Consider the following 19,698-nt stretch of genomic DNA (forward strand, 5'->3'; position numbering starts at 1 on the left):
CAGGGGACGGTCGTCGAAATCTGCCTGGGCGGCGTACCGTTGTCGGCGCGCGGCCCGGTGAGCGTCGGGTCCCCCGTTCCTGACGCCGGGCCGCCGTCGGGCCGCTGGCAGGTCCCGTGCCAGCGGCCCGGCTCCTCCGACGGCCGCCCAGGGCGTCCTCCCGCCTCGGAGGGCACCCGCCGTCGGCCGAGTCGACGCCGGTAGCGCGAGTCGTCGACGCGGCCACCACCGTCACCAGCTGGTCGGTAGGGGCATTCCCTCCGTGTAACCGGCAGTGCTCTGTACGCCGACGAGTACCCGCTCGTGGAACTCCTCGAGGGTGCGCGCACCGGCGTAGGTGAACGCGCTCCGCACCCCGGAGATGATCTCGTCTATCAGGTCTTCCACACCGGGTCGGGTCGGGTCGAGGTACATCCGGGCCGACGAGATGCCCTCCTCGAAGATCGCCTTACGGGCCCGATCATAGGGACTGTCGTCACCGGTACGCGCGCTGACCGCCCGCGCCGAGGCCATGCCGAAGCTTTCCTTGTAACGCCGGCCCTCCTCATCGGTGAAGAGATCACCGGGGGATTCGTAGGTGCCGGCGAACCAGGAGCCGATCATCACGTTGGACGCTCCGGCGGCCAGCGCCAGCGCCACGTCTCGGGGGTGCCGCACCCCACCGTCGGCCCAGACGTGGCGGCCGAGGTCCCGGGCAGCTGCCGCGCAGTCCAACACTGCGGAGAACTGCGGCCGTCCCACCCCGGTCATCATCCGGGTGGTGCACATCGCACCCGGACCGACCCCGACCTTGATGATGTCGGCACCCGCGTCGACCAGATCGCGTACCCCGTCAGCGGTGACCACGTTGCCGGCTGCCACCGGCACCGCCGGGTCGAGGCCGCGTACCGTCCGCAGGGCCGCGATCATCCGTTCCTGGTGGCCGTGCGCGGTGTCCACGACCAGGGTGTCCACCCCGGCGTCGAGCAGCGCCTGCGCCTTGCCCGCCACGTCGCCGTTGATGCCCACCGCCGCCGAGATCCGCAGCCGGCCGTGACCGTCCACCGCCGGCCGGTAGAGCGTCGCCCGCAGCGCACCAGGGCGGGTCAGCACACCGACCAGCCGGCCCGCATCGTCGACCACGGGCGCGAGCCGCCGCCGGCCCGCCGAGAGCCGGTCGAAGCCGGTACGCGGATCAGCGTCGACGGGCACTGTGTGCAACTCGGTCGACATCACGTGCCGCAACTGGGCGAAACGGTCCACGGAGACGGTGTCGGCCTCGGTCACCACCCCCATCGGGCGGCCGTCGTCGTCGACCACGATCACCGCACCGTACGCCCGCTTGGGCAGCAGATGGATGGCGTCACCGACGGTGTCGTGGGGGCCCAGCGCGATCGCCGTGTCATGCACCAGGTGCCGCTGCTTGACCCAGGTGACCACCTCCGCCACCACGTCGATCGGGATGTCCTGCGGGATCACGACGATGCCCCCGCGTCGGGCCACCGTCTCTGCCATCCGTCGCCCGGCCACCGCCGTCATGTTCGCCACCACCAAGGGAATGGTGGTGCCGGTGCCGTCGCTGGTGGCCAGGTCCACGTCGAGGCGTGAACCCACCTCCGAGCGGGCCGGAGCCATGAAGACGTCGTTGTAGGTCAGGTCGTAACCGGGATTCACCCCGTTGAGGAACCGCACCCGGCCATCATGACTCAGCCCAGCAGCAACGCCACCGCCACCGCGATCATCACCACCGCGATCACGCCGTCGAGCATCCGCCAGACCCGTCTACGCGCGAGCAGCGGGGCGAGCCGGTAGGCACCCGCACCGAGCGCGGAGAACCAGAGCACGCTGGCGCCCATCGCGCCGACGCCGAACAGCCACCGGTGCGGATGCTGCTGGGCGATCCCGCCGAGCAGCAGCACCGTGTCGAGATACACGTGCGGATTGAGGTAGGTGAAGGCGAGGCAGGCCAGTAGCGTCGGGCTGAGCCGGGCCGGTGGCCGGTCGGTCGGCGTGAGCGCGGCGGGACGCCACGCCCGGTGGGCAGCGAGTGCCGCGTACCCGAGGAGGAAGACCGCCCCACCCCAACGGATCACGTTGAGCAGGACCGGCCGCCCCGCCACCATCGAGCCCACCCCCGCTATCCCCACCCCGATCAGCAGGGCGTCGGAGAGTGCGCAGGTCAGCACCACCGGCACCACATGCTCCCGGCGCAGTCCCTGACGCAGCACGAAGGCGTTCTGCGCGCCGATGGCGACGATGAGGGCGATGGACAGGGAGAAACCGGCGACGACAGAGGTGAGCATGCGCCTGAAGGTAGAAGTGCTCCCCGAATGAGTCCAGCTAAAGATTCTTCATCTGGTTAAGCTCAGCTACGTGAGCGGTCTCGACTCCACGCAGCTCCGTACCCTGGCGGTCATCGTCGCCGAGGGCAGCTTCGAGGCAGCGGCCCGACTGCTGCACGTTACGCCGTCGGCGGTCAGCCAACGGATCAAAGCGCTGGAGGAGACCGTCGGGCAGGTGCTCGTACGCCGCCACCGACCGTGCGACGCCACCGAAGCCGGCCGCCCACTGCTGCGCCTCGCCGGTCAACTCGCGCTACTCGAACGAGAGGCACTCGCCGACGCCCGCGGACCGCTCGGCGGTGACCGGGGCCGCACCCGGGTCGCCCTCGTCGTCAACGCCGACTCGCTCGCCACCTGGTTCCCCGCCGCGCTGGCCCGGCTGCCCCAACAACCGGAACTATCCTTCGACATCCGGCAGGACGACCAGGACCACACCGCCGAACTGCTGCGAACCGGCACGGTCACCGCCGCAGTGACCGGCCAGCGTGAAGCGGTACAGGGCTGCCGAGTTCGCCGTCTCGGCGCGATGCGCTACCGGGCCCTGGCCGCGCCCGCGTTGGCGGAACGCTGGTTCGCCGACGGACTGACCCAGGCGACGGCCGCGGCGGCGCCGCTCATGCTCTTCGACCGCAAGGACCGGATCCAACACCGTTTTCTGCGTACGGTGACCGGGCGTGCACCGGACCCGCCCGTGCACTACGTGCCGTCGGTGCCGGCCTTCAACGAGTCGATCAGGCTCGGACTCGGTTGGGGTCTGATGGCCGAGCAGATCGCCGACGCGGAGGTGGCTGCCGGCCGGTGCGTGGACATCGCCCCCGGACGAGTGCTCGACGTCCCGCTCTACTGGCAGCACTGGCGACTCGACTCGCAGGTGTTGACCGCACTCACCACCGTCGTCTGCGCCGTCGCCGCCGAGACGCTCCGCTGACCCCGCCCCTCAGGCGATGGTGCAGATCGGTGCGCCGGCGGTGATCACCGCACCTACCTCGGCCGACAGTCCGCTGACCGTACCGGCTTTGTGCGCGTGCAGGGGCTGCTCCATCTTCATCGCCTCCAGCACCACCACCAGGTCACCCTCGGCGACCGTGTCGCCGTCGGCAACCGCGATCTTCACGATGGTGCCCTGCATGGGGGAGGTCAGTGAGTCACCGCCCGCCGGCACACCCGAGGTGGTCCCGCCACCCCGACGGGTGGGCTTGCGTACGGCCGGTGTGGCACTGACCGGACCGGTGCCGAAACCAGCGGGAAGGCTCACCTCCAACCGTTTGCCATCGACCTCGACCACGACGGTCTCGCGTTCCGCCTGACCCGACGCAGCCCCGGTGACGGCGGTGAACGGCGCGACGGTGTTGTCGAACTCCGTCTCGATCCACCGGGTGTGCACACTGAACGGCTCGGCGGTGAACGCCGGATCGCGCACCACCAGACGGTGGAACGGCAGCGCGGTGGCCATACCCTCGACCATCATCTCGTCCAATGCGCGGCGGGCCCGTTCCAACGCCTCGGTCCGGGTTTCGCCGGTGACGATGACCTTGGCCAGCAGGGAGTCGAAGTTGCCGCCGATCACGTCGCCGGCCGAGATGCCGGTGTCGACTCGTACCCCGGGGCCGGTTGGCAGCCGCAGGGCGGTCACCGCGCCAGGGGCGGGCAGGAAGTTGCGGCCCGGGTCCTCCCCGTTGATCCGGAACTCGACGGCGTGCCCGCGCGGGGCCGGATCCTCGGTGAACCGCAGCTTCTCACCGTCGGCGATGCGGAACTGTTCCCGGACCAGGTCGATGCCGGAGGTTTCCTCGGTGACCGGGTGCTCCACCTGCAGCCGGGTGTTGACCTCCAGGAAGGAGATGGTGCCGTCGTCACCGACCAGGTACTCGACCGTGCCGGCACCGTGGTAGCCGGCCTCCCGGCAGATCGCCTTGGCGCTGTCGTGGATCTGGGCCCGCTGTGCGGTGGTGAGGAACGGCGCCGGGGCCTCCTCGACCAGTTTCTGATGGCGCCGCTGTAACGAGCAGTCGCGGGTACCCACCACGATCACGTTGCCGTGCTGGTCGGCGAGGACCTGCGCCTCCACGTGGCGCGGCTGGTCGAGGTACCGCTCGACGAAACATTCGCCCCGCCCGAACGCGGCGACCGCCTCCCGGGTGGCCGACTCGAACAGCTGCGGAATCTCCTCCACCGTCCGAGCCACCTTCAGGCCGCGCCCACCGCCGCCGAAGGCCGCCTTGATCGCCACCGGAAGGCCGTGGTCGACGGCGAAGGCCATCACCTCGTCAGGGCTGCCGACCGGGTCGGCGGTGCCGGGGACCAGTGGGGCGCCGGCCCGCTGGGCGATGTGCCGGGCGGTCACCTTGTCACCCAGGTCGCGGATCGCCTGCGGGGTGGGACCGATCCAGGTCAGGCCGGCATCGATGACCGCCTGGGCGAAGTCGGCGTTCTCGGAGAGGAAGCCGTACCCGGGATGCACCCCGTCTGCGCCGGAGCGGCCGGCTATGTCGATCAGCTTGTCGATGCGCAGGTACGAATCTGCGGCGGTGTCACCACCAAGGGCGTACGCCTCGTCGGCGAGCGTGGTGTGCAGGGCGTCCCGGTCCGATTCGGCGTACACGGCGACGCTACAAAGGCCAGCGTCCCGGCAGGCACGGATGACCCGGACGGCGATCTCGCCCCGGTTGGCGATGAGTACCTTGCGCACGTGGTGACTCCTCCCGGCGAGTTACTGACCGGGAGTTTATCGGGCTCGCCACCGACCTTAACGATCGCTCAGTGTGGGGTGACGCACTGCCGGTCCGATTTATAGGTGGCGTGGTGTCGTAGGCATGTGATCGAGTGCCGGCGAGGATTGTCACCGACACAGGCCACGAGCGGGGAGCAGGACATGATCGAGACCAGAGGGCTGAGGAAGTCGTTCCGCAGCCGGGCCGGTCGGGAGACGAAGACCGTCGAAGCGGTACGCGGTGTCGACCTGGATGTCCCAGCCGGTGAGATCTTCGGGTTCCTGGGCCCGAACGGCGCCGGCAAGACCACCACGCTGCGGATGCTGGCGACACTGATCGAGCCCGACGGGGGCGAGGCCACCATCGCCGGCGCCGACCTGCTCAAGGACCCGGGCGGGGTTCGTCGCCGGATCGGCTACGTCGCCCAGGGCGGAAGCACCTGGGACGACTCCACCGGCCGCGAGGAACTGGTACTCCACGCCCGGATGTACGGCATCGGTAAGGCTGAGGCACTGCGGCGGGCGGCTCGGGCGCTTGAGGCGTTCCAACTCACCGAGTTCGCTGACCGTAAGTGCAAGACGTACTCCGGTGGCCAGCGGCGCCGGGTCGAGATCGCGCTCGGCATCATCCACGAGCCGAAGATCGTCTTCTTGGACGAGCCCACCACCGGGCTCGACCCGCAGAGCCGGGCACACATGTGGGATGAGATCCGCCGGTTGCGCGCCGACGGGATGACGGTCTTCATCACCACCCACTACCTCGACGAGGCCGACGCGCTTTGCGATCGCATCGCCATCATGGATCACGGCGAGGTGGTCGCCGAGGGGACGCCGACCGACCTCAAGCGGGAGATTTCTGGTGACGTGGTCCAGGTCGGCCTGGACGTCACCGCCACCGGTGAGGCTGAGAAGCTGTTCGACGGCGAGGAATACGTGAACCGCCTCGAACCGCTCGACGAGGGTGGGCTGCGGCTCTTCGTCGACGAGGGCGCCACGGCCATCCCGCGGATCCTGCGCCGGGTCGATGCGGCTGGGCTCGACCTCAGGTCGATCGAGCTTCACCGCCCGAGCCTCGACGACGTCTTCCTCACCAAGACCGGCCGCTCGCTGCGCGAGTCCTGACCCGATTCGGAGACACCATGAAGCTCGCCCGCGACACCTGGCTGATCTTTCAGCGGCAGTTGCACCTGCTGCTGCGTAATCCCGTATGGGTCTTCGTCGGCGTCTTCCAGCCGGTGATGTATCTGCTGCTGTTCGCCCCACTGCTCAAGCCGGCCCTGGGCGCTGCCACCCAGGCCGAGGCGTACAAGATCTTCGTTCCTGGTCTGTTGGTTCTGCTGGCAATCTTCGGTGGTCTGTTCCAGGGCTTCGGCCTCATCGCCGAGCTGCGGGCCGGGGTCATCGAACGTTCCCGGGTGACCCCGGTGAGCCGGCTCGCACTGCTGCTCGGCCGATCGCTACGCGATGTGGTGTCGCTGATGGCCCAGGCCGTCATCATCACGTTGCTCGCGCTGCTGTTCGATCTGCGCGTGTTCATCGGTGACCTGCTGTTGGCGTATCTGATGCTCGCCCTGATCGCGCTCATGACCTCGGCGGTCTCCTACGGTGTCGCGCTGAAGGTGAAGAGCGAGAACGCTTTGGCGCCGCTGATGAACACCGTGGCCCAACCGGTGCTGCTGCTGTCCGGCATCCTGCTGCCGCTCGCCTTCGCGCCGGGATGGCTGCAGGGAGTGGCCAGGTGGAATCCGTTCTCCTGGGCGGTCGACGGCACCCGGGCCCTGTTCAGCGGCGACATCGGCGACGACCGGGTCTGGCAGGGGCTGGCCATCATCACGGTACTCGCGGCAGCAGGTGTCTACTGGGCCGCCCGCCAGTTCGCCCGCAGCGTCCGCTGACTGCCAGCTCAGGCGCACCCCGCTCCGCACCAGCGGACCACCCCGATCCCGGCCGGGGTCGAGGCGCCCCGGAGTCTCGGTAGGCCGGGGTTGCGGCATGCCGGGGCTTCCCGTCGGCGGGAAACCGCGACGTGCCGCAACCGGAGCTGACCGGTGGTGTCAGTGCACGTGGGCGAGGGTCAGGCCGTCGGCGATGGGCAGCATCACTGCGTCTACCCGCACGTCGGCCACCACGTCGTCGTTGAACGCGGCGATTGCCCGGTCGTCGGCGCTTTGCGGCGCTACGACCCGGCCGTGTCGTAGGACGTTGTCGATGGCGATGACCCCTCCGGGCCGCATCCGAGGCACCAGTTCGGCCCAGTAGATCGGGTATCCGGTCTTGTCGGCGTCGATGAATGCGAAGTCGAGGTACCTTTCGCGCGGCAGTTCGCGTAGCTTGTCGCTGGCGTGTCCGATGCGCAGTTCGATCCGGTCCTCGACTCCTGCCCGGGCCCAGTATCGACGGGCGATGCTCGTGTACTCCTCGGAGATGTCGAAGCAGGTCAGCTGCCCGTCCTCGGGAAGCCCTCGGGCGATCGCCAGCGACGACATTCCGGTGAAGGTTCCCACTTCCACCGCTTGCCGGGTGCCGAGCAGCCTGGTCAGGAACGTCAGGAAGGCCGCCTGTTCTGGCGCAACCTGCATCGATGCTTCTTCGGGTAGCAGCTCCAGCGTTTCCCGAGCCAGGTCACTGAGGATTTCGTCCGGCGGGGTGCCGTGTGCTACGAGGTACCGGTGCAGGTCGTCGGTGAGCGGAATTGACTTCAGGGTCATGTGCGCAACCTAGTTGAGTGGTTCGACGATCTGGTTGCCCGGCGGGACCTTCGTCCACAGATCGGTGATCTTGAGGTCCAGTTCGGCCAGCAGTTTCCGTAACAGCGGCAGGGAGAGCCCGACGACCGTACTCGGGTCGCCTTCGATCCGTTCGACGAAGGGCCCACCCAACCCGTCGATGGTGAATGCGCCCGCTACTGCCAGCGGTTCGCCGGTGGCAACGTAGGTAGCAATCTCCTGGTCGCTGATGCTGGCGAAGTGCACCACGGTGGAGGCGACTGCTTCGGCGCGGCGCCCGGCTTCGATGTGGACGAGGCAGTGACCACTGTGTAGCACGCCGCTTCGGCCGCGCATCCGTTCCCATCGCCGGGTTGCGTCAGCCTCGCTGTTGGGCTTGCCGAGAATTTCTCCGTCGAAGGCGAGCACCGAGTCGCAGCCGAGCACGAGGGTGCGTTCCTGTCCGGTTGGGCGGAGCCGGCTGAGCACAGCCTGCGCTTTGAGCCGGGCCAGCTCAAGGCAGAGGTCTTCGGCCTGGTCGGTTACTACGAGAGACTCGTCGACTCCGCTGACCAGCACATCTGGTTCGATGCCGGCAGCCCGGAGGGTTTTGCGGCGAGCGGGACTCGCCGAGGCGAGCACGAAGCGAAGCGGCAGGGCATCAGGCACCCGTCGACGTTACCGCCTGCCCGAGTCCACCACGCCGCGCATCTCGTGCTCATCTTTGACGCCGGCTCGCCCGGCCGCCTCCGGACAGTCCTCGGCTGCCGATCCCGGCGAGGCTCGGCGGTGCAACAAGTCTCCCACGAAGCATCCCATTGAGACATAGCCGCATGCGGCGCGCGGCGGGTCAGTGAGTGATCCGGGGTGGCGGATCATCGGAGCGGCGTCGGCGTCGGGCTACAAACGCCCAAATGGCGCCTGCAGCCGCCAGTACCCCCAGCGTGACCAGACCGCGTACTTTCGCCCTCCGCTCCTCTTCGCCACGCGGACCATCGGCCGTCGCTGTGGAAGAGCCATTCCCGTCCGGCACGGTCGTCCGCGCCGCCTCGAAACCCAACGGCGGTACGTCTGCCGTCAGTGCAGCCACCAAGTCGATGACCCCGTAGCCGTACTGGTCGTCCCGTCCCGGAGGCCCCTTGTCGATCGCAGTTGCAGTGAGCCGGTGAGCCACTTCGTCAGCGGGCAGATACGGATACTTGGCACGAATCAACGCCGCCGCCCCCGCCACAATAGCCGCCGCCCCAGAAGTCCCCGTACCTCTTGAGTAACGCCCGTCATAGCTCGTGCTGTATAGGTTTGTAGCAGGTGCTGCTACGGTTATTTCCGGACCGGCGACTGAGATTGAGTCATGTCGACCATTGTGATCAATGCCAGCGACCGCAATGACGCCAGGATGTAAAGCCGGGTAGCCCACTCTTGAGTTGTTCGGCTTATTTCCGACGCCTGCAACGACTACTATATCTGCTGCAATGGCGGCCGTAAGTGCTTGAAATAGCTTTGGGCTAGTGCCACCTACGCTTGAGATGCTGATAACGTCAACCCCGCTATCGACCGCAAAATCGATAGCATCAGCAAGTGCATCGGGCTTGCCTGTCCCGTGTGCTGGCATGCAAAACAAGGGGAGAATTTTAGCTTCAGGGGCAACGCCAAGGGCGCCTGTATCGGTGCCCTTTCCGTGCGCCGCTATCAAGCCAGCCATCGCTGTTCCGTGGCTGTCTCGATCCTGTTTTCCGTTCCCCTTGCCGCCAGGAATGAAATCTGCGCCTAAGAGTAGGTTATTTCGTAGATCGGGATGGGGGGATACTCCTGTATCCGGTACAGCGACGACGGAACCTGAGCCCCGACTAAGTTTATGCGCCTTCTCAACTTCGAGATATCGAAGGTGCCACTGTTCGCGACGGATGCGGTCAGTCTCGCCTAATGCCGACTTTCCGCGTAGATTGACAGGAAGTGCGATCGGCGTCTGGAGGGCAACGATAGTGGCAAGAGTTAGTGCCGCCGACCGACTCTTCACCTGTTCAGGCCTATGGCGGGGCCGGGGTCAATCGGTCCATCGTCGTCGGGTGGAATCACTATAGGGGGGACGCCGCTTGCGGTGTTCCAAGGGTCGTCCTGGCTCCACTTACGTGCACCTCTGTTGATGGACACCGAATGCGTATATTGCCCTTTTTGTTCGCCTGCCGCCGTCACTCGATATGCGCCGGGTGGGCTCCCATTCGAAGGGTAAAGAGGAATGCCCTCTATGCCTCTACCTCCGCCCGGTCTAGAACCGGCACCCCCGGTGGGGGCTGTTCCTGCTGCTCCGCCGCCGATCAAGCCGCCGAATGGCTGGGTTGGCCTGGCGGATGCATTGTGTGAGGTTGGATGGTCAAGGCTTGCGGCCGGTGGTCCGCCGATTAGGCCACTAGTTGGTGTAGAGCGGACCGGGGTAGCCCCCGTAACCTTTGGTGGCTGCCTGGCTGGAAACCCGCGAATATCATGATCATTCTTAGAGATTATTGGCTTTCTATTATCGCTCGGCAAGGCCGTCGGGGAGGAATCCGTGGTGGTGTCGAGGTGTGGAATTGTGCCAGTTGGTTTAGCGGATGGAGGGTTGCTCGGAAATGACGATCTCCGAGCGGTCGAACTTTGGGCATTTTCACCCGTCTGGGTTGGCTCAACCCGAGGTGGTTTTGCAAGTAGTTTACCGGCGGCTGGTGCCGGGGCGGTCGGAACTGGAACGATAGGATTAATTAAGGGGGGTGGGCTGCTCGTCGCATACACATCCGGATCGCTCGTCTGGATGCTGGTGCGGGGAGTAAGTGGAGGGTGGCGGAGTTGGGTTTGGGCTTGTTGGAGTTCGATGCTCAGGCCGTACATGATGTTGCGGGCTTGAACGTTCAACCGTTCCAGCTCGGCATCGGTGACCGGTGGATGGATAGCGCGGCTGGCGGCGGCGGCTTTCGGGTCGGCGGCGGTCTGTTCCCATGACCGCTTCTGTTGCAGTTTGTCGGCGTACTCTTCGTGGATTTCTTCGATTTTGGCTCGGCTGCTGCTGAGGGCCTGGGTCGCAGCGGAGAGGGCTGTCTGGTTGGTCGCGGCGGCGTCGCGCGTATGGTTCACCTGGTCGATCAGCTCGTTGAGCTTGGCGAGGTAGGCGTGGGAGGCCGCGTTGGTCTCCGGTGGCCAGGCGTGGGCCAGGTGCTCGCGGTAGGTCCGCAGCCGTTCGAGGTGTTGTCCGGCCAGTTCGGCGATTTTGCGCCAGCCTGCGACGTGCCGCCAGTGGTTGTCGGTGTGGTGGCCGTGCAGGCAGGCCCACATGTCGGCAACGTTCATCAGATGCCAGTCGGTGAGGCCGCCGCTGCGGCCGATGCCCGGTTCCCTCACGGCGCCACCACCGGGTTGGTGTTGTCGTTGCCGGTGGGGTCGGTGAGTGACGGCGAACCGACGGTCGGTGGTGGCGGTGGAGCGGTCGGCCTGAGTGCGTCGTCGACATCTCGTGTGGGCCCGCCGTACTGCCCGAATGCCCGGTGAACGTCGGCCACCCGGGCGGCGGAGAACGCGTCGGTGTCGGCGTACTGCTCGGCCACGAGTTTGGCGGCGTCCGCAAGGAGACCAGTGGCGTCACCGACGCCCCAGACCGCGTTGGTCGTCGCCTGTTGGGTTTCCCAATGGGTACGCATGAACTGCACCAGCTCGATGAACGCGTCGGCCGGGTTGGGGACTGCGGTGAGCATGTCGTCGGCGATGTACGGCAGGTGCGGGGCGTAACTGCTCTCCACATCGGCGCGAAGCCGGTCGGCGAAGTCCTGTAGCTGACGGATGTCGGCCTCGACGCCCCCAGAACCTCGTAGCCAGGATGCTTGCCGATCCTCCTCAGGGATCATCGGCCCTCCCAATCTGTCACGGGCTCGCTCCCCTGGGTGAGATTAGACGGTGAACGCCCCCTGCGGCAGCCCCGGACACCGCTGCCGCCAACCAGACTGGGTCAGCGTGGCAGGCAGGAGACGCGCCACGCGCCGGCACCGGGCGTCGGCGCCGCACCCGTCGGGCGGCCACTGCGCGCCCACACCGACGGCGGGTCCGGCGCAGGCCGGGCTGCGGGACGCGACCGTACGGCTACCACGCCCACCAGCGCGGCCAGTTCCTCGGCGCTCGGCACGCCGCGTACGACCCGGAACAGCGGCTCTTCGGCAGACATGACCTCAGGTTACGCGTGGGTGAGGCGAACCTTCATCGCACAGTGGCGTGCCGGCGGTGTGACCGTCCGCGCTGCCGGGTACCGTCTCAGCGATGTCAGAAGCTGCCCCCCCACTCGTCGCCGACCGGTACCGGCTGCTCTCGCCGCTCGGTCAGGGCGGCATGGGTCGGGTATGGAAGGCGCGCGACGAGGTGCTGCACCGCGACGTCGCGATCAAGGAGCTGGTGCCGCCGCCGGGCCTGACCAGCGACGAGCGTCGCGAGATGCGCGAACGTTCGCTGCGCGAGGCACGCGCCATCGCCCGGCTCAACAACATCAACGTGGTACGCATTTTCGACGTGCTCCGCACCGACGGCGATCCGTGGATCGTCATGGAGTACGTGGCGTCCCGGTCGTTGCAGGACACCATCGCCGAGGACGGCCCGGTGTCGCCGGCGCGTGCCGTGGAGATCGGTCTGGGTGTGCTGAACGCGTTGAAGGCCGCGCACAAGGTCGGCATCATGCACCGCGACGTCAAGCCCGGCAACGTGTTGCTCGGCATCGACTCTCGGGTGGTGCTGACCGACTTCGGCCTGGCCACGATTCCCGGCGATCCGAACGTCACCCGTACCGGCATGGTGCTCGGCTCGCCCGCGTACATCGCGCCGGAGCGCGCCCGGGACGGCACGTTCGGCCCGGAGGCCGACCTGTGGTCGCTCGGTGCCACCCTGTACGCCGCAGTGGAAGGCAAGTCCCCCTTCGCGCGCCCCTCGGCGATCAGCACCCTGGCCGCGCTGGCCACCGAGCCGGTGCCGCCGGCCCGCAACGCCGGCCCGCTCAAGCAGGTGCTCGCCGGGCTGCTGCGTAAGGACCCGCAGGAGCGGATCACCGCCGAGTCGGCGGAGCGCATGCTGCGCCGGGCCAGTGGGCGCCGGGCCCGGGGCATCTCGCTGCTCGACGGCGTACGCCGGCCCGGGCCGAACGGACCGCGCGAGCCGCGCCTACCGTTGGTGCCTGCGCCGCGTCCCTCCGGTGAGCGGCCGTCGATCCCGGTCACCCCGCCGGCACCTCGTACGCCACCCACCTCCGGGCTGGCCGGTGGCGCGGCGGCAACCGGTGCCGCAGCCGACAGTTCGACAGGTACCCAGCCCGGCTCGGCCGCCGACCCGACGACGAAGGTCGCCGGGGCCGATGCCGCGCCGACGGCCAACGTCGCCGGTGCGAGCGGTAGCTCCGGTGCCGACCCGACGGCGCAGGTCTCACCGACCAGCCCGGTGGACGCCGCCCCGGACGACCTGGACAACGGCCGGTCCGGTACTGCCACGTCGAAACCGGCCGGCGAACGGGACACCGCTGCGGGTACCGCCTCGACCGCTGGTGCAGCAGCCGGCGGGCAGGGGGAAGGCACCGCCGACGGGCAGGCCGTGCCCCCGAACGACCACATCGGAACGGACGCCACAGTCGGCGACCGGACCGACCCGAGCCCGACGGGTCCGGGCGTCGACGCGACGGAGACCGGCGTAACGGCTGGCGAGGCTCACCCTGGGGCCGCCGCGCCGGCAGGCCCGGCCGCGACGAACACCGACGCCACGGAGAGCACCGGCACCGCGGGCGAGTCCGCCGCAGCGACGCCAACCGCGACGGAGGCCGGCACGACCGGTGGCGGGGCCGCGCAGGCGGATCGGCCGGCGGTCGAGGGTACGCGGCGTCCGTCGCAGCCGACCTCGGCCATGCCGGCGGCACCGGTGAGCCCGGCCCCGACCCGGGGAAACGTCTTCAAGGCCGGCCAGTTCCGTTCCGAGCGGACCCGGCGTGCGGTGCTCGTTGGCGCCTTGGTGGCGCTGCTGCTGCTCGGTCTGGTGGTGGCGGTACCGCTGCTCACCAGCGGCGACGAGGACGGCGGTACCCTGCCTCCCACCGCCGGCACCAGCAGCGCACCGCCGCCGGCCAGCTCGGAGCCGGCCGTCCCACCGAGTGACGCGCCCGCCAGCCCGTCGGCGTCACCCAGCCCGTCGGCGTCACCTAGCCCGTCGTCCTCGCCGAGTCCTGCGCAAACCGCCGGTGGCCTGCCCGAGGGCTGGACGCTGCGGACCGACCCGGTGGGCTTCAAGCTGCCGGTACCCGACGACTGGCGACGCAGCGCTGGCCGTACCTCGATCACCTACCGGGATCCGAACGGCGTCAGCTTGCTGCTGATCGACCGGACCGACACGCCGAAGGACGATGCCGAGGCAGACTGGAGACGCATCGAGCCGGACCGGAAGAATGTCCGTGGCGTGCAAGACTACCGGCTGATCGGCATCTCGTCGTTCGACTGCAAGTGGCGGACCTGCGCCGACTGGGACTGGTATCAAACCCGCGACGGCGTCGAACTCCGGGTCCGCAACCGTGCCTTCGTCCCCGCCAGCAATCGCGGCTTCGCCCTGCGCTGGGAGGTGCCGAACCGGGAGTGGGACGCCCGACTCGACGACTTCGAGATGATTTTCCGGGAGTTCGTGCCGGACCGTCAGGACTGATCGACAGGCATGGCCTCCGGCCGTTCGACCATGCTGAGCCTGGTGACGCTCGCCGGGGCCGCGTTCGCCGGCCGGCACCTCACCCGCCGGGGCAGTGTGTCCCGCAGCGCGGGGATGAGTGTGCCTGTCACGTTGGCCGCACGGCGGCGGGCCTGAGATTCGTGGTCACGCACGGCCCGGCGACAGCGGTCCGAGTGCGGCACGACGGCAGCCTGACGCCAGCTCCGAGCGAAGGACGCCCTCAGTTTCACACGAGATGACCGGTTGGCCCGCGACCGACACCGGAACGCCCACCCGGCTCGGCGCCGGCGACGGAACGTGGGCGGTAGGCTCCCGCCTCATGGTGTCGATCGAGGGCATGACCGAGTTCTGGGACCGCCTGCTCGGCGCGCAGCCCGATCCGCCTCCGCTGCTGGTGGTGCTCACCGGGTTGGTCGCGCTGCTCGTCGTGGTCACCCGACTGCCGTGGCGGATCGCCCGAAACGCGATCACCATCGCCCACGAGGGCGGTCACGCGCTCGTCGCCGTACTCACCGGACGCAAGCTGCACGGCATCCGGCTGCACTCGGACACATCCGGCCTGACCCTGTCCGCCGGGCGGCCCACCGGCCCCGGCATGGTGCTCACCCTGCTCGCCGGATACCTGGCCCCGCCCCTGGTGGGCCTGGGTGGGGCATGGTTGCTCGCCGGCAACCGCATCACCCTGCTGCTGTGGATCGCGGTGATCCTGCTGCTGGCCATGCTGGTGATGATCCGAAATCTTTACGGTGCGTTGACGCTTGTGGTCACCGGCGGCGCGGTGCTCGCCGTCTCCTGGTACGCCAGCCCTCAGGTGCAGGCCGCCTTCGCGTGGACCGGGGTGTGGTTCCTGCTGCTCGGTGGCGTACGCCCGGTGGTGGAGTTGCAGCGGCTGCGTGCGCGGCGCGGCATGCCGGCCTCCGACGCCGACCAGTTGGCCGGGATCACCCCGCTGCCGGCGTTCTTCTGGGTGGTCCTCTTCGGTTTGGTGAACCTCGCCGTGCTGACGGCCGGCGGCCTGATGCTGGCCGGCCCGCTACTCGCCGAGGCCGGCCTCACCTGATTTCGTCGGCCGGGCGGCAACCTGCCTGTCACGCCGGTGAGAGTCAGTCGGAGCTGCGCCGGCTGGTGACCGTGGCAGCCGACCGGCTCTGCGTCGCTGTCAACCCACCGTGCTGGCGGGCCCTCCCGACGCGCTGGCAAACGAGAGAGCCCGGTCGTGGCACCTACAGCGGGATGTTGCCGTGCTTCTTGGGCGGGAGGGTCTCCCGCTTGGTCCGCAGCACCCGTAGCGCCCGGACGAGTTGGGTACGGGTCTCGTGCGGCGGGATTACCGCGTCGACGTAGCCGCGCTCGGCGGCGACGTACGGGTTGGCGAGGGTGTCCTCGTACTCCGCGATCTTTTCGGCGCGGATGGCCGCCGGGTCCTCGGCGGCGGCCAACTCCTGCCGGTAGAGGATGTTCACCGCGCCCTGCGCGCCCATCACCGCGATCTGGGCGGTCGGCCAGGCGAAGTTGAGATCGGCTCCCAGGTGCTTGGAGCCCATTACGTCGTACGCCCCGCCGTACGCCTTACGGGTGATGACGGTGACCTTCGGGACAGTGGCCTCGGCGTACGCGTAGAGGAGCTTCGCGCCCCGGCGGATGATGCCGTCCCACTCCTGGCCGGTGCCGGGCAGGAAACCGGGAACGTCCACGAAGGTGAGTACCGGGATGTTGAAGGCGTCGCAGGTGCGGACGAAGCGGGCCGCCTTCTCGCTGGCCGCGATGTCCAGGGTGCCGGCGAAGTGCATCGGTTGGTTGGCCACCACACCGACCGGCCGACCCTCGACTCGACCGAAACCGACCACCATGTTCTGCGCGTAGAGCGGCTGGACCTCCAGGAACTCCCCGTCGTCGAGCACGTGCTCGATCACCCGGTGCATGTCGTACGGCTGGTTGGCCGAGTCGGGGATCAGCGTGTCCAGTTCCCGGTCCGTGTCGCTGATCTCCAGGTCGGCCGGTGCCTCGAAGACCGGTGGCTCGTCCAGGTTGTTCGAGGGCAGGTGGGACAGGAGCGCCTTGACGTAGTCGATCGCGTCGGCCTCGTCGGTGGCGAGGTGGTGTGCGTTGCCACTGCGGCTGTTGTGGGTGCGGGCGCCGCCCAGCTCCTCCATGCCGACGTCCTCGCCGGTGACGGTCTTGATGACGTCCGGTCCGGTGATGAACATGTGCGAGGTCTGGTCGACCATCACGGTGAAGTCGGTGACCGCGGGGGAGTACACCGCGCCACCGGCGCACGGGCCCATGATGAGCGAGATCTGCGGGATGACGCCGCTGGCCCGGACGTTGCGGAAGAAGATCTCGCCGTAGAGGCCGAGCGAGGCCACGCCCTCCTGGATCCGGGCGCCGCCGGAGTCGTTGATGCCGATGACCGGGCAGCCGATCTTCATGGCCAGGTCCATGACCTTGACGATCTTCTCGCCGAAGACCTCGCCGAGGGAGCCGCCGAAGACCGTGAAGTCCTGGGCGAAGACGCAGACCTGCCGACCGTCGACCGTGCCGTAGCCGGTGATCACGCCATCGCCGTAGGGGCGGGTCCGGTCCAGCCCGAAGTTGGTGGACCGGTGCCGGGCGAACTCGTCCAGCTCGACGAACGACCCCTCGTCGAGCAGCAGCTCGATGCGTTCCCGGGCGGTCTTCTTGCCGCGGGCGTGCTGCTTCTCGACGGCGCGGGCCGACCCGGCGTGCACCGCCTCGTCGACCCGTCGTGCCAGGTCCGCCAGCTTGCCCGCAGTGCTGTGGATGTTGGTCCCGGTCTCGGTAGTCACCCTGGGAATATAACGATGGTTCAGGCCGCCGCCGCTGTGCACTGCGCCTCAACTACCGACCCGTAGGCTGGTGGGGTGCCGGGTTCGCCGTACACCGACCTTGATCGTCCACCGCTGTCGGTGGCCCGGCTGCGTCGGGCGCTCGTCGCGCCGTACGGCCCGTGGTCCCGGCTGGAGTTGCGCACGGAGACCGGCTCTACGAACGCCGATGTCGCTGAGGCTGCGCGGGCCGGGGAACCGGAGGGTCTGGTCGTGGTGGCCGAACGGCAGACCGCCGGCCGGGGCCGGCGCGGGCGGGTCTGGCAGTCGCCGCCGCGTGCCGGCATCGCCACCAGTGTGCTGCTGCGGCCCGGTGAGGCGGTGCCGGCTCGGGGTTGGTCGCCGGCACCACCTGCGGGGTACGGCTGGCTGCCGTTGCTGGCCGGTGTGGCGCTGGCCGAGGCGGTGACCCTGTTGGCTGAGGTGGACGCGACCCTGAAGTGGCCGAACGATCTGCTCATCGGGGGTGCCAAGTGCGCCGGGATCCTGGCCGAGGGGGTGCCCGGTCCGGGGCTGAGTGATCTGCCGGCCGTCGTCGTCGGTATCGGGCTGAACGTGACGCTGCGCGCCGACGAGCTGCCGGAGCATCCGACCGGTCTGCCGGCCACCTCGCTGCGACTGTCCGGCGCGGTGGCCACGGACCGCGATCCGCTGCTGCGGGCCCTGCTCCGGTCGGTCGCCGACTGGTACGCCAGGTGGCGGGATGCCGGCGGGGACGCGGCGGCCAGTGGACTACGTGAGGCGTACCTGGCGTTGTGCGGCACCGTCGGCCGGGAGGTACGCGCCCTGCTCCCTGACGGTACGGACGTCTTCGGCACCGCCACCGGCGTCGACGGTGACGGTCAGCTCGTCCTCACCACCCCCTCCGGTCCGCGTTCCCTGGCTGCCGCCGACCTCCGTCACCTCCGCTGACCGGCCCCGCCCACGCTGCTGTATTCGGGGCCACCCCGAATACACGACCTTGCAGCCGGGCCGGGGGTCGGGGGTAACGAGCCGCGTGGCGGATGCGGGGCGGTGGCGGTGGGGGGTTACGGTCTGCGCGTCCGTTCCTGCGAGGAGGTTTCCGTGGCGTTCCCCGAGGACGTGCTCAGCGAGGATGAGCATGTCGTGCTGCACCTGCATCCGCACTGGAAGGCGCTGGTCCGGCCGGTGGCGGTGCTGGTGCTCGCCGTCACCGCGGTGGTGGTCGGCGTACTGTTCCTGCCCTCTGGCGGGGGCGGGTCGGTGACCCTCGCGGTGCTCGGCGGGCTGGCCCTGCTGGCCGTGCTGGTGCTGGCGGTGTGGCCGTACGTCTCCTGGCGCACCACGCACTACCTCTTCACCAACGAGCGGGTCGTGCTTCAGCACGGCGTCCTGTCCCGGGAGCGTCGGGACATCCCGCTGAGCCGGGTCAACGACCATTCGATGAGCCAGCGGCTCGCCGGTCGGGTGCTCGGCTACGGCACCCTCACCATCGAGTCGGCTGGTGAGCGCGGGCAGTCCGTGCTGCACGACGTGCCGAAGGTGGACCGGGTGCAGACGAAGCTCTACGAGCTGGTGGAGGCGTTCCACGACCGGCATTCGCTCGGTGAGGACGAACTGCGCGAGGTACTCAGCGAGCGCGACAAGAGCGCCGGGGCGTAGCGCCGGGGCCGGTCGACCGGGACCAGTCTGTGCCGGCGACGGTCAGCGGCGGCGGGAGCGGCGGCGGGCCGGAGCTGGCTGCAACTGGGCAGCCAGCTCCGCCTCCAGTTCGGCGTCCAACGCCGCCGTCAGCGGGGCCTCGTCGGGCAGTGTCGCGTTCCTCGGCTGCAGCGGTCGGGGAGCCGCCCCGGGCTTCTGCTTCTCTTCCAGCTCCGTCACCGACTCGGCCAACTCGGCTACCGGGTCCATCCCGGCCATGGTGTCCCACTCGTCGCGGGGCAGGCCGTGCCACTGCGTCGCCTCGGCGGGTGCGGCTGGCTGGAAGACGAAGGTGCGGTACGACCAGAAGCGGAACAGGGTCGCGAGCACCACGCCACCGGTCTTCGCGATGTTGAGCGCCAGCAACCCGGTCACTCCCAGCCCGTACTTGGCGACGGCGAGCACACCGAGTTCGATGAGCAGCCCCGCACCGTTGAAAAGGAAAAACAGGGCGTATTCTCGCTGCATCGCCGATTTCGGACGATCGCGGTACGTCCAGTGCCGATTCATCAGATAGGACGTGATGGTGGCGACGATGGTGGCGACGATGGTGGCCTTGAGTTGGCCGTCGACGAAAATCGTGAGCGCCAGCGCGTTGAACACGGCGTAATTGATGACCGTGTTGACGCCGCCGACCAGACCGAATTTGAGTGCCTCGTGGATGAACTTCTGCCAGCGCTCAGGCAGCAGACGGACGAGAGGCATGTGCAACACCTTAGGGCTGTGGGTCGGGGTCGGCTGGCTCCGACCGGACG

The 19,698-nt window shown here is 68.7% G+C and carries 19 protein-coding genes; 8 read left to right on the top strand and 11 right to left on the bottom strand.

The window, feature by feature from the left end; translation table 11 throughout:
• Positions 1-231: 231 nt before the first annotated feature.
• A complete protein-coding gene (locus HCA58_RS13145) occupies positions 232-1,671 on the bottom strand; it encodes a GuaB1 family IMP dehydrogenase-related protein (protein ID WP_169598102.1) in 1,440 nt (479 codons plus the stop codon).
• Between the two features lie 14 nt (positions 1,672-1,685).
• Positions 1,686-2,282, bottom strand: a complete 597-nt coding sequence (locus tag HCA58_RS13150; protein WP_169598103.1) for a LysE/ArgO family amino acid transporter — start codon at positions 2,280-2,282, stop codon at positions 1,686-1,688.
• A 70-nt stretch (positions 2,283-2,352) separates the two neighbouring features.
• Between HCA58_RS13150 and HCA58_RS13155 the strand changes: the two genes are divergently transcribed.
• Positions 2,353-3,249: a LysR family transcriptional regulator ArgP gene (locus HCA58_RS13155; RefSeq protein WP_169598104.1), complete on the top strand. Its 897-nt coding sequence runs from the start codon at positions 2,353-2,355 to the stop codon at positions 3,247-3,249.
• Between the two features lie 9 nt (positions 3,250-3,258).
• Here the strand turns inward: HCA58_RS13155 and HCA58_RS13160 are convergent, their stop codons facing one another.
• Positions 3,259-5,010, bottom strand: coding sequence for a biotin carboxylase N-terminal domain-containing protein (locus HCA58_RS13160; RefSeq protein WP_169598105.1), 1,752 nt, complete (start codon positions 5,008-5,010; stop codon positions 3,259-3,261).
• A gap of 183 nt (positions 5,011-5,193) precedes the next feature.
• On the opposite strand from HCA58_RS13160, the gene HCA58_RS13165 reads away from it, so the two are divergent.
• Together HCA58_RS13165 and HCA58_RS13170 are read left to right on the top strand one after the other, a co-directional pair.
• Positions 5,194-6,153 carry an ATP-binding cassette domain-containing protein gene (locus HCA58_RS13165; RefSeq protein ID WP_169598106.1) on the top strand — a complete coding sequence of 320 codons (960 nt, stop codon included), beginning with the start codon at positions 5,194-5,196 and terminating at the stop codon, positions 6,151-6,153.
• Positions 6,154-6,170: 17 nt separating this feature from the next.
• Positions 6,171-6,926: an ABC transporter permease gene (locus tag HCA58_RS13170; RefSeq protein WP_169598107.1), complete on the top strand. Its 756-nt coding sequence runs from the start codon at positions 6,171-6,173 to the stop codon at positions 6,924-6,926.
• A gap of 159 nt (positions 6,927-7,085) precedes the next feature.
• On the opposite strand, the gene HCA58_RS13175 is transcribed toward HCA58_RS13170, so the two are convergent.
• From HCA58_RS13175 to HCA58_RS13200, 6 genes are all read right to left on the bottom strand, one after another.
• Positions 7,086-7,739, bottom strand: coding sequence for an O-methyltransferase (locus HCA58_RS13175; protein WP_169598108.1), 654 nt, complete (start codon positions 7,737-7,739; stop codon positions 7,086-7,088).
• A 9-nt stretch (positions 7,740-7,748) separates the two neighbouring features.
• Positions 7,749-8,405, bottom strand: coding sequence for a Maf family nucleotide pyrophosphatase (locus tag HCA58_RS13180; protein WP_169598109.1), 657 nt, complete (start codon positions 8,403-8,405; stop codon positions 7,749-7,751).
• 181 nt (positions 8,406-8,586) lie between these two features.
• Positions 8,587-9,753, bottom strand: coding sequence for a type VII secretion-associated serine protease mycosin (gene mycP / locus HCA58_RS13185; protein WP_169598110.1), 1,167 nt, complete (start codon positions 9,751-9,753; stop codon positions 8,587-8,589).
• Positions 9,750-11,105: a hypothetical protein gene (locus HCA58_RS13190; RefSeq protein WP_169598111.1), complete on the bottom strand. Its 1,356-nt coding sequence runs from the start codon at positions 11,103-11,105 to the stop codon at positions 9,750-9,752. The genes mycP and HCA58_RS13190 overlap by 4 nt, the downstream gene beginning before the upstream one ends.
• A complete protein-coding gene (locus tag HCA58_RS13195) occupies positions 11,102-11,605 on the bottom strand; it encodes a hypothetical protein (protein WP_169598112.1) in 504 nt (167 codons plus the stop codon). Before HCA58_RS13195 ends, HCA58_RS13190 begins: the two co-directional genes overlap by 4 nt.
• Positions 11,606-11,706: 101 nt before the next feature.
• Entirely contained in the window at positions 11,707-11,919 is a 213-nt protein-coding gene (locus tag HCA58_RS13200) for an acyl-CoA carboxylase subunit epsilon (RefSeq protein ID WP_169598113.1), read from the bottom strand.
• Between the two features lie 92 nt (positions 11,920-12,011).
• Between HCA58_RS13200 and HCA58_RS13205 the strand changes: the two genes are divergently transcribed.
• The 3 genes from HCA58_RS13205 to HCA58_RS13215 all read left to right on the top strand — a co-directional run bounded on the left by HCA58_RS13205 (position 12,012) and on the right by HCA58_RS13215 (position 15,495).
• Positions 12,012-14,414, top strand: coding sequence for a serine/threonine-protein kinase (locus HCA58_RS13205; protein ID WP_169598114.1), 2,403 nt, complete (start codon positions 12,012-12,014; stop codon positions 14,412-14,414).
• 9 nt (positions 14,415-14,423) lie between these two features.
• The gene (locus HCA58_RS13210; RefSeq protein ID WP_169598115.1) at positions 14,424-14,570 is read left to right on the top strand and encodes a hypothetical protein; all 147 of its coding nucleotides are present in this window, start codon (positions 14,424-14,426) and stop codon (positions 14,568-14,570) included.
• A gap of 184 nt (positions 14,571-14,754) precedes the next feature.
• Positions 14,755-15,495: a M50 family metallopeptidase gene (locus HCA58_RS13215; protein WP_169598116.1), complete on the top strand. Its 741-nt coding sequence runs from the start codon at positions 14,755-14,757 to the stop codon at positions 15,493-15,495.
• 163 nt (positions 15,496-15,658) lie between these two features.
• Here the strand turns inward: HCA58_RS13215 and HCA58_RS13220 are convergent, their stop codons facing one another.
• The gene (locus HCA58_RS13220; RefSeq protein WP_169598117.1) at positions 15,659-17,242 is read right to left on the bottom strand and encodes an acyl-CoA carboxylase subunit beta; all 1,584 of its coding nucleotides are present in this window, start codon (positions 17,240-17,242) and stop codon (positions 15,659-15,661) included.
• 75 nt (positions 17,243-17,317) lie between these two features.
• Between HCA58_RS13220 and HCA58_RS13225 the strand changes: the two genes are divergently transcribed.
• The gene (locus HCA58_RS13225; protein WP_169598118.1) at positions 17,318-18,193 is read left to right on the top strand and encodes a biotin--[acetyl-CoA-carboxylase] ligase; all 876 of its coding nucleotides are present in this window, start codon (positions 17,318-17,320) and stop codon (positions 18,191-18,193) included.
• Positions 18,194-18,346: 153 nt separating this feature from the next.
• Entirely contained in the window at positions 18,347-18,904 is a 558-nt protein-coding gene (locus HCA58_RS13230; protein WP_169598119.1) for a PH domain-containing protein, read from the top strand.
• A 42-nt stretch (positions 18,905-18,946) separates the two neighbouring features.
• On the opposite strand, the gene HCA58_RS13235 is transcribed toward HCA58_RS13230, so the two are convergent.
• A complete protein-coding gene (locus tag HCA58_RS13235) occupies positions 18,947-19,648 on the bottom strand; it encodes a GtrA family protein (protein ID WP_169598120.1) in 702 nt (233 codons plus the stop codon).
• Positions 19,649-19,698 lie beyond the last annotated feature (50 nt).

Origin of the sequence: Micromonospora sp. HNM0581 (genome assembly GCF_012726175.1) — a bacterium.
In the GTDB taxonomy this organism is placed as follows: domain Bacteria; phylum Actinomycetota; class Actinomycetes; order Mycobacteriales; family Micromonosporaceae; genus Micromonospora.

Coding starts and splice junctions, on each gene's coding strand:
- HCA58_RS13200 (WP_169598113.1), bottom strand. CDS start 11,919: ATGTCTGCCGAAGAGCCGCTGTTCCGGGTCGTACGCGGCGTGCCGAGC.
- HCA58_RS13215 (WP_169598116.1), top strand. CDS start 14,755: ATGGTGTCGATCGAGGGCATGACCGAGTTCTGGGACCGCCTGCTCGGC.
- HCA58_RS13235 (WP_169598120.1), bottom strand. CDS start 19,648: ATGCCTCTCGTCCGTCTGCTGCCTGAGCGCTGGCAGAAGTTCATCCAC.
- HCA58_RS13175 (WP_169598108.1), bottom strand. CDS start 7,739: ATGACCCTGAAGTCAATTCCGCTCACCGACGACCTGCACCGGTACCTC.
- HCA58_RS13150 (WP_169598103.1), bottom strand. CDS start 2,282: ATGCTCACCTCTGTCGTCGCCGGTTTCTCCCTGTCCATCGCCCTCATC.
- HCA58_RS13165 (WP_169598106.1), top strand. CDS start 5,194: ATGATCGAGACCAGAGGGCTGAGGAAGTCGTTCCGCAGCCGGGCCGGT.
- HCA58_RS13205 (WP_169598114.1), top strand. CDS start 12,012: ATGTCAGAAGCTGCCCCCCCACTCGTCGCCGACCGGTACCGGCTGCTC.
- HCA58_RS13170 (WP_169598107.1), top strand. CDS start 6,171: ATGAAGCTCGCCCGCGACACCTGGCTGATCTTTCAGCGGCAGTTGCAC.
- HCA58_RS13210 (WP_169598115.1), top strand. CDS start 14,424: ATGGCCTCCGGCCGTTCGACCATGCTGAGCCTGGTGACGCTCGCCGGG.
- HCA58_RS13195 (WP_169598112.1), bottom strand. CDS start 11,605: ATGATCCCTGAGGAGGATCGGCAAGCATCCTGGCTACGAGGTTCTGGG.